Source organism: Saccharopolyspora flava, assembly GCF_900116135.1.
Classification (GTDB): Bacteria; Actinomycetota; Actinomycetes; order Mycobacteriales; family Pseudonocardiaceae; genus Saccharopolyspora; species Saccharopolyspora flava.
This window is the reverse complement of record NZ_FOZX01000004.1, coordinates 324,068-339,050: the sequence shown is the minus strand read 5'-3', so window position 1 is coordinate 339,050 and position 14,983 is coordinate 324,068. Positions and strand designations below refer to the sequence as shown.

Annotated in this window: 14 protein-coding genes; 1 reads left to right on the top strand and 13 read right to left on the bottom strand. The window is 72.3% G+C overall.

Annotated features, from left to right (window positions below):
* Window positions 1–26 precede the first annotated feature (26 nt).
* Entirely contained in the window at window positions 27–977 is a 951-nt protein-coding gene (locus BM424_RS14960) for a zinc-dependent alcohol dehydrogenase (protein ID WP_093417827.1), read from the top strand.
* On the opposite strand, the gene BM424_RS14955 is transcribed toward BM424_RS14960, so the two are convergent.
* From BM424_RS14955 to BM424_RS14895, 13 genes are all read right to left on the bottom strand, one after another.
* Complete coding sequence (locus tag BM424_RS14955; RefSeq protein ID WP_245775864.1) at window positions 895–1,833, bottom strand: lysylphosphatidylglycerol synthase transmembrane domain-containing protein; 939 nt, start codon at window positions 1,831–1,833, stop codon at window positions 895–897. The genes BM424_RS14960 and BM424_RS14955 overlap by 83 nt on opposite strands.
* Window positions 1,830–2,675 carry a hypothetical protein gene (locus tag BM424_RS14950; RefSeq protein ID WP_093417824.1) on the bottom strand — a complete coding sequence of 282 codons (846 nt, stop codon included), beginning with the start codon at window positions 2,673–2,675 and terminating at the stop codon, window positions 1,830–1,832. Before BM424_RS14950 ends, BM424_RS14955 begins: the two co-directional genes overlap by 4 nt.
* A complete protein-coding gene (locus BM424_RS14945) occupies window positions 2,672–3,643 on the bottom strand; it encodes a glycosyltransferase family 4 protein (RefSeq protein WP_093417821.1) in 972 nt (323 codons plus the stop codon). The genes BM424_RS14950 and BM424_RS14945 overlap by 4 nt, the downstream gene beginning before the upstream one ends.
* Window positions 3,640–4,038: a 6-pyruvoyl trahydropterin synthase family protein gene (locus BM424_RS14940; RefSeq protein WP_093417818.1), complete on the bottom strand. Its 399-nt coding sequence runs from the start codon at window positions 4,036–4,038 to the stop codon at window positions 3,640–3,642. The genes BM424_RS14945 and BM424_RS14940 overlap by 4 nt, the downstream gene beginning before the upstream one ends.
* A 19-nt stretch (window positions 4,039–4,057) precedes the next feature.
* Complete coding sequence (locus BM424_RS14935) at window positions 4,058–5,494, bottom strand: MFS transporter (RefSeq protein WP_139274073.1); 1,437 nt, start codon at window positions 5,492–5,494, stop codon at window positions 4,058–4,060.
* Window positions 5,495–6,040: 546 nt separating this feature from the next.
* The gene (locus tag BM424_RS14930; protein WP_093417812.1) at window positions 6,041–7,537 is read right to left on the bottom strand and encodes an arylsulfotransferase family protein; all 1,497 of its coding nucleotides are present in this window, start codon (window positions 7,535–7,537) and stop codon (window positions 6,041–6,043) included.
* A 28-nt stretch (window positions 7,538–7,565) separates the two neighbouring features.
* The gene (locus tag BM424_RS14925) at window positions 7,566–8,222 is read right to left on the bottom strand and encodes a sulfotransferase family protein (protein WP_093417809.1); all 657 of its coding nucleotides are present in this window, start codon (window positions 8,220–8,222) and stop codon (window positions 7,566–7,568) included.
* Between the two features lie 26 nt (window positions 8,223–8,248).
* Window positions 8,249–9,517, bottom strand: a complete 1,269-nt coding sequence (locus BM424_RS14920; RefSeq protein WP_093417806.1) for a sulfate adenylyltransferase subunit 1 — start codon at window positions 9,515–9,517, stop codon at window positions 8,249–8,251.
* Window positions 9,517–10,419, bottom strand: coding sequence for a sulfate adenylyltransferase subunit CysD (gene cysD, locus BM424_RS14915; protein WP_093417803.1), 903 nt, complete (start codon window positions 10,417–10,419; stop codon window positions 9,517–9,519). The genes BM424_RS14920 and cysD overlap by 1 nt, the downstream gene beginning before the upstream one ends.
* The gene (locus BM424_RS14910; RefSeq protein ID WP_093417800.1) at window positions 10,419–11,174 is read right to left on the bottom strand and encodes a 3'(2'),5'-bisphosphate nucleotidase CysQ; all 756 of its coding nucleotides are present in this window, start codon (window positions 11,172–11,174) and stop codon (window positions 10,419–10,421) included. The genes cysD and BM424_RS14910 overlap by 1 nt, the downstream gene beginning before the upstream one ends.
* Entirely contained in the window at window positions 11,171–12,046 is an 876-nt protein-coding gene (locus tag BM424_RS14905; protein ID WP_093417797.1) for a sulfite exporter TauE/SafE family protein, read from the bottom strand. Before BM424_RS14905 ends, BM424_RS14910 begins: the two co-directional genes overlap by 4 nt.
* Window positions 12,031–13,533 (bottom strand): adenylyl-sulfate kinase, encoded by a 1,503-nt coding sequence (gene cysC / locus BM424_RS14900; protein ID WP_245775863.1) that lies wholly within the window; start codon window positions 13,531–13,533, stop codon window positions 12,031–12,033. Before cysC ends, BM424_RS14905 begins: the two co-directional genes overlap by 16 nt.
* Before the next feature lie 480 nt (window positions 13,534–14,013).
* Window positions 14,014–14,952 (bottom strand): nitroreductase family protein, encoded by a 939-nt coding sequence (locus tag BM424_RS14895; protein WP_093417792.1) that lies wholly within the window; start codon window positions 14,950–14,952, stop codon window positions 14,014–14,016.
* Window positions 14,953–14,983 lie beyond the last annotated feature (31 nt).

Here is a 14,983-nt window from a genome sequence, read left to right as displayed (position 1 = left end):
GTCCACCCTGTTCTCGGAGGTCATCGATGGCAGAGACCGCACGGGCATTGTGGGTCACCGGGCACGGCCGGGGCGAGATCCGGCGCGCCGCGCTGCCCGGGCGTTCGCCGGATCAGGTGGCCGTGCGCACCCTGTTCTCGGCGATCAGCCGGGGAACCGAGGATCTCGTGCTGCACGGGCGAATTCCGCGCTCGCAGCACGAGCGGATGCGGGCGCCGTTCCAGGAGGGCGAGTTCCCGTGGCCGGTCAAGTACGGCTACCTCAACGTCGGCGCCGTCGAGGAGGGCCCGCCCGAACTGGTGGGCCGCACGGTGTTCTGCCTGCACCCGCACCAGACCCGCTACGTCGTCCCGGCCTCGGCGGTCAGCATCGTGCCGCCGGAGGTCCCGGCGCGGCGCGCGGTGCTGGCCGGAACGGTGGAGACCGCGGTCAACGCGCTGTGGGACGCCGCGCCGCTGGTCGGCGACCGGATCGCGGTGGTCGGCGGCGGGATGGTGGGCTGCAGCGCGGCCGCGATCCTGGCCCGCTTCCCCGGTGTCCGGGTGCAGCTGGTCGACGTCGACCCGGCGCGCGAGGCCACGGCGCGCGCTCTGGGCGTCGACTTCGCCGCGCCCGCCGACGCCGACGGCGAGTGCGATCTCGTGGTGCACGCCAGCGGCAGCGAGCAGGGCCTGGCCCGCTCGCTGGAACTGCTGGCCACCGATGGCCGGGTGGTCGAGCTGAGCTGGTACGGCGACCGGGCGGTGACCGTGCCGCTGGGCGAGTCGTTCCACTCGCGGCGGCTGACGATCCGCGGCAGCCAGGTCGGAACGGTCGCCCATCCCCGCCGCGACTTCGCGCAGCGGATGGGTCTGGCGCTGGAGCTGCTGACCGATCCGGTCTTCGACCACCTGATCAGCGGCGAGAGCCGGTTCGAGGATCTTCCCGAGCTGCTGGCGGCGGGGCTTCCGGCGCTGTGCCACCGGATCGCCTACTGAACAGCACGATCACGCCGGGCAGCGCGGCGATGAGGGTCAGCGCCCCGTAGGTCACCGAGGTCGCCAGGCCCTGCGCCGGGTCGAGCCCGGTGGCGGCGAAGGCCAGCGCCAGGAACGCCTCCCTGGGACCGAAACCGCCGACGTTGATCGGCAGCGCCATCACCAGCAGGGCGAGCACGAGCAGCGGCAGCAGCACGCCCAACGGCGCTTGCGCCCCGGAAGCGCGGGCGGCCACCAGGAACAGGGCCAGGTGCCCGGCGACGGTGGCCAGCGACGACACCGCCACCGGCGTCACCGCCCGCCGGGTGAGCACGCCGCGCCGCGCGTCCCGCCAGAACGTCACCGCGGCACGGCGCACCGCCGGGACCAGCAGTCCCAGCCCGGCGAGGACGCCGACGACGAGCACCGCGGGCAGCACCGGCACCTGCGGCATCGGATCGGCGACCAGCACGACCGCCCCGGCCACCAGGAGCGCGATCTGCCCGGCGAAGCGCTCCAGCAGCACGGCCCGCACGCCGCCGCCGAGATCGCCGGAGCGGTGCCCGTGGCTGACGGCCCGGTGCACGTCGCCCAGCACCCCGGCCGGCAGCACGGCGTTGAGCAGCAGCGCGCGGTAGTAGTCGGCGACGGCCGCGCGCAGCGGCAGCCGCAGCCCGAGACCGCGCGCGACGACGCACCACCGCCACGCGCTGAACACCGTGGTGGCCAGGCCGATGCCCAGCGCCGCCGGGACCGTCAGCGGACCGATCGCGCGCAGTCCGTCGAGGAACGCGTCGGTGCCCAGCCGCCAGGCCAGGACCGCGAGGATCCCGACCGCCGCGAGCACGCGCAGCCAGGGCCACAGCCGGCGGATCACGTCCGCTCCCCCGGGATCGCCAGGACGTCGGCGTGCCCGACGACGGCCTTGAGCTCCCCCGCCCGTCGCAGGTAGTCGGGTGCCGCTTCGGCGAGGTCCGGTTCCTGCTCGCAGGCGGCCTCGACCCAGCCGCGCAGCCACTGCTCGGTCAGCGGGCCGGGTTCGAGCCGCCAGGGGCTCGGCCGGGTGAGCACGGTCGCGCCGCGCTCCTCGAACGCGGCGGTGACGTGGGCGACGGCGTCCGGGCCGAGCCCGCGGCAGCGCTGGTGCCGGTTGAAGGCCGCCTCAAACCTGCGGTCGAAGGGTCCCGGCGGATCGAGCTCGACGCTGCCGGTGACGGTGAGCGTCAACAACGCCGGACACCCGGCCTCGACGCACGCGTCCACGAGCACGTCCACCTCCCCAGCGGTGAGCACGTCCAGCAACGCCGAAGCCGTGACCAGCGACGTTCCGGTCAGATCGGCCCCGGTCAGCGCCCCGATCTCCGCGACCCGCACCTCAAGCCCGTCCGTCCCAGCGGCAAGGTCCCGGGTGGCGAGGGCGAGCAGCTCCGGGTCGCGGTCTTGCAGCACCCAGCGCTCCGCGACACCGAGCCGCCCGCTCAGCCACCTCCGCATCGACCCGGTGCCGCTCCCGAGATCTCGGATCGTCACCTGGGGGCAGTTTTTGCCAGAATCGCCCGGGGTTTCGGGGGCGAGATCCCGGGCGGTTCTGGCTAAAACCGCCCCCAAGCGACGCGCCAACACCACGCGCAGGGGGTCGAGGAGGTCCGCCGCGCGGGCGGCGGCGTCGGCGGGTTCGCGGAGCGCCAACCACTCCGGGTCGAATCCGGCGGCGGTCATGCCTCCAGGCTAGTGAGCGCGGCGGCCAGCTGCCGCGCGGTGGCGTCCCAGGTCGGCAGCTCCGCGCGGCGGCGCAGCGCGGCCGCGCGCAGCCGCTCCCGGAACGCGGGATCGGCGACCCAGTCGCGCAGCGCGGCGGTGAGGGCGTCGAGGTCGCCGGGCGGCAGGAGCAGGCCGCCGTCGCCGAGCGCGTCCGGGACGGCGCTGGCGATGACCGGGATGCCCCGGGCCAGGCCCTCGGTGACGGCCATCCCGTAGGTCTCGGCCAGGGACGGCTGCACGAGCAGGTCCGCGCTCGCGTAGACCTCGTCGAGCTCGGCGCCGGTGAGCGGTCCGCGCAGCACGCCGCCGCGTTCCCGCAGCACCCGCGCGTACCCGGAGTCCCGTTCCGGGCCGACGAACTCGCAGGTCAGCGGCATGTCGTCGAGCGCCCGCAGCAGCAGTTCCTGCCCCTTGCGGGGCATCAGCGCGGCCACGCACAGCAGCCGCGACACCCCGTCGGTGCCGGTCGCGACCGGCGCGGGATCGGTCCCGGGGATCGCGATCCGGGCACCGGGGAGCCGCCGGGCCGTCTGCGGGCTGGTGGTGATGACGAGTTCCGCCGCGCTCAGCGCCCGCTGCTCGGCGGCGTCGAGCAGCGCCGCGGTCCGGGCGCTGAGCCCGGTCTCGTCGGCCAGCGGCAGGTGCACCAGGATCGCGACCCGCAGCCGGCGGGCGTGGGCGGCGATGACGTCCGGAACACCGCAGGCCACGATCCCGTCGAACAGCACCACCTCCCCGTCGGCGATGCCGCCGAGCGCGTGGCCGAGCCGGTCCAGCGCCGCGCGATCCGGCTGCGGCCACGCCCCGGCGACCGCGCTGACCCGCACCTCGAACCCCAGCTCCGCCAGGCCGGTGGCGGCGCGCCGGTCGTAGACGTTGCCGCCGCTGGGCAGCTCGTCGTCGGGGACGACCCAGTGGACCCTCACAGCTCGCGTTCGTACCCGGCCCACGCCACGTGGGACTCGTGCAGCACGACCTTCAGCCCGCTCAACCCGCGCGCGGAGGCGCCGAGCTTGCCGGAGCCGATCCGGTCGGCGAGCCGATCGGCGACGACCTTGGCCAGGAACTCCGTCGAGGTGTTGATCCCGGCGAACTCCTCGACCTCGTCGAGGTTGCGGTAGTTGAGCTCGGCCAGCACCTCGCCGAGCTGCTCGGTGGCGCGGCCGATGTCGACGACGACGTTGTCGGCGTCGAGCTGTTCGCGCTGGAACGTCGCGTCCACCACGTACGTCGCCCCGTGCAGGCGTTGCGCGGGACCGAAGGTCTCGCCCCGGAAGCTGTGGGCGATCATGACGTGATCGCGAACGGTGATGGTGAACAGGATGCGCCCTCCGTTCTCCTCAGCGGGCCCGCCACGGACCTCCGCGCGCCAGCGACATCACCAGCCCGGCGAACGCGGCGACACCCATCGTGATCGCGGCGACCGCGAAGCCCAGCCGCACGGCGGGATCGTCGGCGTTGGCGGCGTAGGACGCAACACCGGACGAGCCGAGCCAGCCGGTGAGGATCAGCAGCGCCACCGCGGTTCCCGCGGCCTGCGCGCTGTTGAACAGCATCGACCGGATGCCGTTGGCCACCGCCCGCTGATCGCTGCCCACTCCGGCCATGATCGACCCGGTGTTGGGCGCGGTGAACAACCCCGTCCCGGCACCGATCAACCCCAGGCACAGCGCCATGAGCAGCAGCGGCGACCCGGGCACGGCCAGCTGCCCGGCCAGGCCGACGATGCCGGCGACCACCAGCAGCGCACCGAAGCTCGACAGCGTCCGCGCCGACCAGCGCAGCGACAGCCGGGCGCTCAGCGGCGCGCACAGCATCATCACCAGCGCCAACGGCATGACGACGACACCGGCCTCCAGCGCGGTCCGGTGCTCGACCATCTGCTGGTGCAACCCGACCAGGACCACGACCCCGGCCCGGCAGAAGGAGTTGAAGAACGCCGCCGCGTACGCCTGCCCGCGGCCGGGCCGCTGCAGCAGCCGGAGGTCCAGCAGCGGAGCCGAGATCCGGCGCTCCACCAGCACGAACGCCACCAGCAGCGCGACACCGAGCACGATCGCGGCGGGCACCCGCGGATCGGCCGCTCCCCACGGTCCGATGCGGTTGATGCCGAACAGCAGCACGGCCAGGCCGGTGCTCGACAGCAGCGCCCCGGCCACGTCGAAGCGCTCGCGAGGTCCCCGGGCGCGCGGGATCGTCGGCAGCAGCCGCGACCCCAGCACCACGGCGAGGATCCCGATCGGCACGTTGACCAGGAACAGCGCGCGCCAGTCGGCGACGGTCACCAGCAGCCCGCCCAGCGCGGGCCCGATCATCTGCGCGATGGAGGCGGCCGTGATGTTCAGGCTCAACCCGTGCACCAGCCGGTCCGGCGGGAACACGTCGGTGAGGATCGCGGTGGTGTTGGTGACGGTCGTGGCCGCGGCGATCCCCTGCAGCACGCGCAGCACGATCAGCGTCGAGGCGTTCGGCGCGAACGCGCACAGCAGGCTGATCACGGTGAAGCAGGCCAGCCCGGTGAGGTAGATGGTCCGCCGCCCCAGCATGTCCGAGATGCGGCTGAACACCAGGATCGAGGCGGTGTTGCTGAGCATGAACGCCACGAGGAACCAGTCGGCGGTAGCGGCGGGAACCCGGAACGAAGCCGACAGCGCGGGCAGCGCCAGGTTCAGCGAGGTGGCGTTGACCAGCACCAACATCAACCCGAGCGTCGTCACCCCGAGCGCCCGACGACACCGGCGACGGACCTCCCGCTCGTCCTCCGCCACCACACCCACAGCACAACACTCCTTAGCCTCGCGAAGATGCTAACCCCCAAACACCTCCCCAAACCCCACGCGAGACCCCGACCACACACTCCGGGCCGGCCTCCAACGGAGACCGGCCCGACAGAGAGGTCAGTCGTGAGCTCGACCAAGGACAAGAACCACCCCGGACTTCCTCGACAAGAATCAGGATTCCACCCTCACGGACCTCATCCACGTCACCGTCCAGGTCGACTCCCGGGGGGGAAGTTTTCATGAAAACCTCACCCACTCACGAAAACGGAGGGTTCGTGAGTGGTCCCGTCGGTGGGGGAAGTTTTCATGAAAACTTCCCCCACTCTCGGGAGGCGACCAGGTGACTCGAGGTCGGTTTGTGCTGGTCACGGGAGTTGTGTGGGTGGGGGTGGGACAGTTTTCATGAAAACTTTCCCACCCCTGGTGGGGTGAGGTTTTCATGAAAACTTCGCGTTCTCGGGAGACCGGAGTGGGGACGGTTGTGGTCCGAACTGTCCCGGGATCGGGACGGTGATCGTGAGACAGGTCGGACCGCGAACCGCGTCAGGCGACCGGGATTGCTGGGGATCTTCCGAGGACTGCGCCGGAGGCGTCCAGGGCTTCCACCGCGATGACGGGGTGGGTGCCCTGGAGGTCGATCTTGGTTTCGAAGGCCGACTTGGGGGCGTCCGCGACCGGGGTGAGGTGCTGGTCGTCCGGGCCCGCGTGGACACGCCACGTGGTGACTTCGGTGGCTCCGTTCCAGCTGGTGTAGACGCTGGTCACGCCGTCGCCGGGTTGGCCCACGACCGCTGGGGAGTCCGTGGGCCTGCCGACCCACCGGGCTCGGTGGGCGCGGTAGGAGGCCATGGTCTCGGTGAAGCGGCCGTGGAAGAGGACCTCGTTGTCGGGGCCGAACTCGGTGAAGTACGGCTTGCCGCCCCAGCCGACGAACATGTGGCCGTTGGCCAGCAGCTGGGCGTTGCCCTGGTTCGGGGCGAGCAGGCCCTCCGGGCTCTCCGCGCTGCGCAGCAGCGTCGCCGTCTTGGCCGTCTCGTCGACGTCGAGGGTCATGCCGCGGGACTTGCCGCGGCCGGCGGCGTCGGCGTTGTCGAAGAGGCTGATCGTGCCGTCCTCGTGCCGGCGAACGTCGTGCTGCCAGGCGAAAGCCGCGTCCTCGCCCATCTCGAAGTCGCTCTTGCGCCCGCACAGGCGCCACTTCACCTCGCCCGAGGCGCGGTCGATGCGGTAGATCGCGTGCGTGCAGCGGGCCGAGATCAGCAGCGCGTCGCCGTCCTCGCAGATCGCGTTGAGGTGGATGTAGTCGTGGTAGACCTCCGAGTCCTTCGGGACCGCGTAGAACGACTCGTCCAGACCCACGTGCTCCAGGCTGTTCCACTCGAAGATCAGCTCGCCCGAGGCGATGTCGATCTCCTGCACCACGCCTTCCAGCACCTTCGAGTTCGGCTGCCCGCCCACCGCGGTGGTGTCCAGCCGCACCTCGCGGTAGGCCAGGATCAGCGCGGTGCCCTGCGGCGTGATGACGAACTCGTGCAGGTCACCGGTCAAGTCGTTGGCCGGGACGACCTCGGCGATGCGCGTGTAGGTCTCGTCCATGATCACGAACTTGCCGTGGCCGAAGCCCGGCGGGACCACGACCGTGCCCTCCCAGAAGGTCAGCACCGGTTTGCCCTGGTACTCCTGCACCTTCAGGTCGAAGTTCACGCCCTCCGACGACGGGCCGAACCAGACCGCCTGGCCGGTGTCGTCCATGAGCATCGCGCCCGGCTGGATCGGGGCGCGCGGCGCGGGCGCGTTCACGTCCATCGTGCTGGCACCGGTGGGCGTGAGCAGCACCTGCCCCGGCTCGGTGCCCGACGCCGGGGTGATGATCTCCATCAGCGGCGGGTGCAGGTCCGGCCGGGTGACCAGGTCGGCGCCCAGCGCGCCGACCGCCGGGCGCGGCGCGGCCTGCGCCACGCCCGACAGCGCCGCAGGCACCAGGGGTGCCGCGGCCAGCATCCGCAGCACGGATCTGCGGCCTAACTTCGTGGTGGACATGGGTCTCCTCGACAAGGTTCGGCGGGTATCAGGACTCGAACGGCGAGGTGAACTTGCCCTCGCGCTGCGTCTTCTCGACCAGGTCGCGGATCGAGCCGGAGTCGTTGACGTGCGGGAACGGCTCGTCCGGCACCGGCACCTCCAGGAACTCGCACAGCCGGTCCCAGCCCTCGCCGACCTTGTACACCAGCAGCCGGTCGGCCGGAACCGCTTCCTGCACGGCGGCGTTGTGCGCCTCGAAGACCTTGATGGCGTGCTCGCGGTCGTCGAAGCGGCCGTCGAAGGTGCCGTTCCAGATCATCCGCTCTATGGTCGGCCGCATCTTGAGGCTGAAGTCGTCGTCGGCCGGCGGCTCCTGCACGAACTGGTAGATCGTGTTGAACACGCTGTCGTACCAGCGCTCCGGGTCGCGGACGGTCAGCAGCACCTTCGCGTCCGGGTAGAAGTCCATGAGCTCGCGCCAGAACGTGCAGCCCGGCCAGTCCACGGTGGACTCGAACCCGCCGAGCACCGTCTCCCAGTCGTCAACGGCCCCGTCCAGCGCGCGGTCCCAGTCCTTGGCCCGCTCGGGCTGGGCGATGACCTCGAACATGTGGTAGCAGGGCGCGAATCCGAGGTACTCCAGCGCCGCCTTCATCGACGCGGTACCGGTGCGGCCGAACCCGGCTCCGATGATCTTGACCATGTGTGTCGCTCCTTCGTCGGGTGTTCTCAGCGCGTCTCGGTGATCAGGACCGCTCCCGCGGTCGCGTTGCTGGCGGTGTCGATGAGCACCGCTCCCCCGGTGAACCGGTTGTGCTCGTAGGGATCGCAGAACACCGGTTGCGCCAGCCGCAGCCGGACCTCCCCGATGTCGTTGAGCTGCAAGGAATCCGCCGGTCCGCGCTCCAGGGTGGTGACGTCGAGGCGTTCGCGGACCTCGGTGACGATCGCCTTGACCACCCGGGTGGTGTGCTTGAGCAGCAGCCGGGTTCCCGGTGTGAGCGGGGTTTTCGGCGACATCCAGCAGACCGTGGCGGTCAGCTCCTCGGCCGCGGCCGGCGGCTGCTCCGGCGCGCAGAGCACGTCGCCGCGGCTCACGTCGATGTCGTCGGCGAGCCGCAGCGCCACCGACTGCGGCGCCCGCCCGAGCTCCAGCTCGGCACCGGCGGAGTCGACGGCGACGACGCGGCTGCGCATCCCGGACGGCAGGTGCAGCACCTCCTCGCCGGGCGCGACGGTGCCGCCGGCGATCTGACCCGCGTAACCCCGGTAGTCCTGGTCCTGCGCGCGGATCGCGTACTGCACCGGCATCCGGAAACCGCTCGTCTCCTCGGCGATCTCGACGTTCTCCAGGTGCTCCAGCAGCGACGGGCCGTCGTACCAGGGCATCTCGGTGGAGCGGTCCACGACGTTGTCGCCGCGCAGCGCCGAGATCGGGATCGCGGTGACCTCGCGCAGCGCCAGGCGCTCGGTGAACGCCGCGAACTCACCGGTGATGGTGCGGAAGACCTCCTCGTCGTAGCCGACGAGGTCCATCTTGTTCACCGCCAGCACCAGCCGCGGCACCCGCAGCAGCCCGGCGAGCACGGCGTGCCTGCGGGACTGCTCGGTCAGCCCGTTGCGGGCGTCGACCAGCACGATCGCCAGGTCGGCGGTGGAGGCGCCGGTGACCATGTTGCGGGTGTACTGGGCGTGGCCCGGGGTGTCGGCGATGATGAAGGCGCGCCGCGCGGTCTCGAAGTAGCGGTGCGCCACATCGATGGTGATGCCCTGCTCGCGCTCGGCGCGCAGCCCGTCGGTGAGCATCGCCAGGTCCAGCTGCTCGTCGCCGCGCTCCTTGCTGGCCACCTCCAGCTGTTCGAGCTGGTCGGCCAGCAGCGACTTCGAGTCGTGCAGCAGGCGCCCGATCAGCGTCGACTTGCCGTCGTCGACCGCGCCCGCGGTGGCGAACCGCAGCAGGCTGTCGGCCGGGGCGAAGACCGGTTCGGTGGTGCTCATCAGAAGTATCCCTCCCGCTTGCGGTCCTCCATCGCCGCCGCGCTGGTGCGGTCGTCGGCGCGGGTCTGGCCGCGCTCGGAGATCCTGGTGGCGGCGATCTCGGCGATCACCTCGGACACCGTCGTGGCCTCCGACGGGACCGCGCCGGTGCAGGTCATGTCACCGACGGTGCGGAACCGCACGGACCGCTCCACCAGCTGCTCCTCGGGTTCGCGCGGCAGGAACGGGTTGTCGGCCAGCAGCATCCCGTCGCGCTCGAACACCTTGCGGTTGTGCGCGAAGTACAGCGACGGCAGCTCGACGTCCTCGCGGTCGATGTAGGTCCACACGTCGCGCTCGGTCCAGTTCGACAGCGGGAAGGCGCGCACGTTCTCGCCAGGGTGGATCAGTCCGTTGTAGAGGTTCCACAGCTCGGGGCGCTGGTTGCGCGGGTCCCACTGGCCGAAGCCGTCGCGGAAGGACAGCATGCGCTCCTTGGCGCGGGCGCGTTCCTCGTCGCGGCGGGCCCCGCCGAACAGCGCGTCGAAGCGGTGCTCGGCGATGGCCTCCAGCAGCGACGCCGTCTGCAGCCGGTTGCGGCTGGTCAGACCCTCGGGCTCAACGGTGCGCCCGGCGTCGATGGCCTCCTGCACGGAGGCCACCACGAGCCGCACGCCGAGCTCGGCGGCGCGGCGGTCCCGGAAGTCGAGGACCTCCTCGAAGTTGTGGCCGGTGTCGACGTGCAGCACCGGGAACGGGATCGGGGCGGGGGCGAAGGCCTTCTCGGCGAGCTTGAGCAGCACCGCGGAGTCCTTGCCGCCGGAGAACAGCAGCGCGGGCCGGTCGCGTTCGGCGACGACCTCGCGGATCAGGTGCACCGCCTCGGATTCCAGCACGTCCAGACGAGACAGTCCGGCGGGCATCAGCGACTCCCCTCGGGTCGATCGGACAGGGCGGTGAGCAGGTCCACGGCCAGCTCGCGGCGGCAGACCAGCAGGTCCGGCAGCCACGGGTCGGGGCGGTCGTAGACGAGCTCGGAGCCGTCGAGGCGGCTGGTGTGCAGTCCGGCGGCGCGGGCGATGCCGACCGGGGCGGCGCTGTCCCACTCGTACTGCCCGCCGCCGTGCAGGTAGGCGTCGACCTCGCCGAGCACCACGGCGGTGATCTTGGCCCCGGCCGATCCCATGGGAACCAGCTCGGCGCCGATCTGCTCGGCGATCTCGGTGACGAACTCGGGGGGACGGCTGCGGCTGACCGCGATGCGCGGGCGCGCGATGCCGTGCGTGGGCTGCTTGGGCGGCTCACCGGTGTCGAGCACGATGCCCTGCGCGGGCAGCGCGACGGCGGAGGCGATGACCTCGTGCCCTTCGGCCAGGGCCACGTGCACCGCCCAGTCCGCGCGGCCCGGTTCGGTGAACTCGCGGGTGCCGTCGAGCGGATCGACGATCCACACCCGTTGTCCCGCAACGCGTTCCGGCCCCGCCACGCCGTGCTCGGAGAGCACCGGGTCGTCCGGCCGCTCCTGCGCGAGGGCGTCGACGAGCAGGCGGTGGGCCGCGGCGTCACCGGCGTCGCCGAGCGCCTTGGGGTCCGAAGTGGACTCCTCCCGCAGCCGCAGAAGGCACTCCCCCGCTCGCTGCGCCAGCCCGGCGGCCAGCTCGTGGTCGTCCACGCTCACCCCACTACCTCCCTGTGTTCGTGCGCGGCGGATCGCCGCGACATCGCGTTGCGCAACGGCGGGATCGCCGTTCCCAGCAGCACGACCAGAAGCCCGGCCGCGACGCCGGTCAGGACGTCGGTGCCGAGCATCATCAGCCCGGTGGTCACCAGCATGCCGCCTAGCAGCACCCGCACCGGGCGATCCGGAACGCGCGCCGAGACCAGCGATCCCGCCAGCACACCGGGGATCGACCCGGCCAGCAGCGACCCGACAAGTCCGATGTGGACGTCACCGGCGACGAGGTGGCCGAGCGCCGAGACCAGCACGAGCGGGACGGCCTGGACGAGGTCGGTGCCGACAAGCCGCGCTGAGCTCAGCCCCCGGTTGAGCAGCAGCAGTACCACGATGATGATCGATCCGGAACCCACCGAAGTCGTACCCACGACGAGTCCCGCGACGGCGCCAAGCAGCACCGTGGGAACCGGCCGCACCCGCGTTCCGTCCGATGTGGACTCGCGGCGGGACAGCAGCATCCGCGCGAACAGCGTGATCGCGGCCAGCAGCACCGCGGCACCGACGAGCTCCTTGAGCAGCGACTCGGTCCCGCGCCCCAGCGAACCCGCCAGCAGCGATCCGGCCGCCGCGCACGGCAGCGAACCCAGGCACAACCAGCCCACCAGCGCGGGCTGCACGGTGCGGCGCCGCAGGTGCACCGCGGCGCCCAGCGGCTTCATCACCGCCGCGGCCACCAGGTCCGAGGACACCGCGGCCAGCGGCGGCACGCCGAAGACCAGCGTGAGCAGCGGCATGGTCAGCGCGCCGCCGCCCATGCCGGTCACGCCCACCATCAGGCCGGTGAGCAGGCCGGTCGCCGCTACACCGAGGTCCACGACCGCACCCAGCCCCGCTCGCGCAGCAACGCCACGACGCGTTCCACCGCCTCGTCCTGCGACAGCGCGGAGGTGTCCAGGACGAGGTCCGCGTCGTCGGGGACCTCGTAGGGGGCGGAGACGCCGGTGAACTCCGGGATCGAGCCGCTGCGGGCCTGCCGGTAGAGGCCCTTGCGGTCGCGGCGCTCGCACTCGCGCAGCGGCGTGGCCACGTGCACCAGCACGAAACCGCCGGTTTCGCGCACCATCCGCCGGACCGCGTCGCGGTCGGCGTGGTACGGCGCGATCGGCGCGCAGATCGCGGCGCCGCCGTGCCGGGTGATCTCGGCGGCGACGTAGCCGATGCGGCGGACGTTGCGGCTGCGGTCCTCGGCGGAGAAGCCGAGCCCCTCGCACAGCGTCCGGCGGACCACGTCGCCGTCGAGCAGGGTCACCGCGCGGTGGTCGTGGCAGCTGAGCTCGTCCCGCAGCGCGCGGGCCAGCGTGGACTTGCCCGCGCCGGACAGGCCGGTGAACAGCACGGTGAATCCGCGCGCCACCAGCGGCGGGTGCAGGCGGCGCTGCTGCTCGGCGATCGCGGGGGTGGTGAACCAGCCGGGCAGCTCCTCGCCGGCGTCCAGCAGCTCGCGCAGCCGCTCGTCGCTGAGCCCGGGCAGACTGTCGGCGGGGGCGACGTCGGCGGCCGGCAGCCAGCGGTCGGAGCGGTCGCGCACCACCTCCGGCGGCTCCAGCACCGGGATCGGGGCCTGGTCGAGGGCGGCCTCGGACAGCAGGTGGGTGGCGCCGTAGGCGGCGGCGACGTGCGCGGTCAGCAGCGCGTCGCGCTTCGGGTCGGCGCGGTGGACCAGCGGGACCGGCACGATCGTGCTGCCCTCGGGCAGCTCCGGGCGCGCGACCAGCACGGACTGGACGAGCGCTTCCGGGCGCGGGCCGGTCATCCGCGGCAGCAGCAGGACGTGCGCGCCGAGCTCGGCGGCCGTCTGCCGGATCTGGGCGAGCTCGCGGTGGTGCAGCGGCGCCGACGGCAGCACGCCGAGCACCGGGCCGTCGGGCAGGCCGGAGCGGACCCGGTCGGCAGGCGGCCGCAGCCTGCGCAGCACGCCGGTGGGTTCCTCGGCGGCCAGCACCGGGCCCGCCGCGTGCCAGCCCGCCTCGTCGGCCCAGGGGCGCTCGTTGCGGACGACGGCGACCGGGGCGCCCTCGGCGTCGCGCAGCTCGATCTCGTCGGCGGCGGCGATCTCCTCGGGCACGTCGAGGGTGATCGGCTCCGGCCAGGCCAGGTCGGCGGTCAGGCGCTGCCGGGTGCGCACCGACTCGACCTCGTCGGCGGACAGGAAACCGCGCAGCGGGGCGAAGGCCCCGTCCAGCAGTAGCTCCACATCGGACAGCTGGGCGGGCTCGGGGATCCAGGTCGCGCGACGTTGCGGACCGGCGGGGGCTTCGGCGTTCCCGCCCGAATGATCGGCATCCGTTCCGTTCGCGCTCACAGGCACCTCGGTCCTCAACTCGGGGACGAACCGGTCCATCCCGTGGGACGTCTGGATCCATACGGTGGCCGACCGCCCCCACCCGGAGAAGCCCGGTGACGATTACTCGCCAGTTCCGATTTTTCCCAAGTGCCGAACCGAATTCGCACACCGGGTCAGGTTTCAACCAGACATACTTCGTGTACCACGCGAATGATCGGCTCGCAGTCCGCGTGCGCACAAACGGGTGCCCACGCCGCGCGACGAGCCCCTCCGCCCACGGCGGTCGATCGCCGTTCACCGGGGGCCACGCGCCGTTAACGCGCCGTGCCGTTGCCGGTTTTCCCGTACGACGTGCGCGACCCCGGCCCACCGTCGCGAAGGTGAGCCGGGGTCGCTGTGAGGGGGACCTCACCAGGGGACAGTTTTTCCTCGAATTAACCCGACAAAACGGACTCTGATCATGGGTGATTCGAGGAAGAACTGTCGTGCTCCAGGAGTTCAGCCCTCCGCCGGGTAGCCGAACCGCATGATCGCCTGCGGGATGAGCGAGGTGCCGAGGCTCTCGGCGAGCGCCGTGCGCACCTCCCGCATGTGCAGCGGCTGGGTCATCATCGACACCGACAGACCCGCGCTGGTGGCCTCCAGCCACGCCCGCTCCACGGCCTGACCCGCGTGCACGTGATCGACCGCCCGGTCCCCGCGGGTGCCCACCAGCAGCACCGACTCCTCCCGCAGCAGCCGCGCGAGGACGTGCTCGTCGGGCAGGTGCGTGGTCAGCGCGGTCAGCCCGACCGCGGCGAGACCGCGCAGGTCACCGGACGCGCGCTGCAGCTTCCTGCCCTCCGGCGTCGCCCACCCGGTCAGCTCCCGGGTGTAGCCGGTGTCGGCGTGGAAGGCGTGCGCCGAGCGGCTCAGCATCCGCGCGACCTCGACCGCCTCGGCGGCCGAACCGACCCAGCGCCCTCCGCAGCGCGGACCGGCGGCGGCGTCGCGGATCTTCTCGCGCAGCAGCTCGGGCACCGGCCTGCGGGAGAACGGCTCGCGGTGGCTGTGACGCTGCGGGATCGATCGGGCCCAGCGCTGCTCGCGCGGGCTCGGCTCCGCCGGTTCCCCGGCGCTGACGACCGCGGAGACCAGGCCGCTGGTGGCCCCGAACTCCACGTGCGCGCGCCAGCCGAGGTCCCGCACCGCCAGCACGAGGTTCATCAGCGCCGCGCCGCAGGAGATCCGCTGGTCGCGGCCCTGGGGATCGTGGTCCATCAGCGCGGCCGGGTTCTCGCGCAGCACGGCCGTGCGCCGGTGCAACGTCAGCGTCCACGGCCGGCTGTTGTGCACCGACGGGGCGCGCGAGACCGATTCGCAGAGCTCGGCGATCTCCGTCGGCGTCCACTCCAGCTCCTGAGCCCGGACGTCTTCCAGCTGCTGCGCGACAGTCATCTGATCACCCTCCCTCGTCACGACGCGCCCC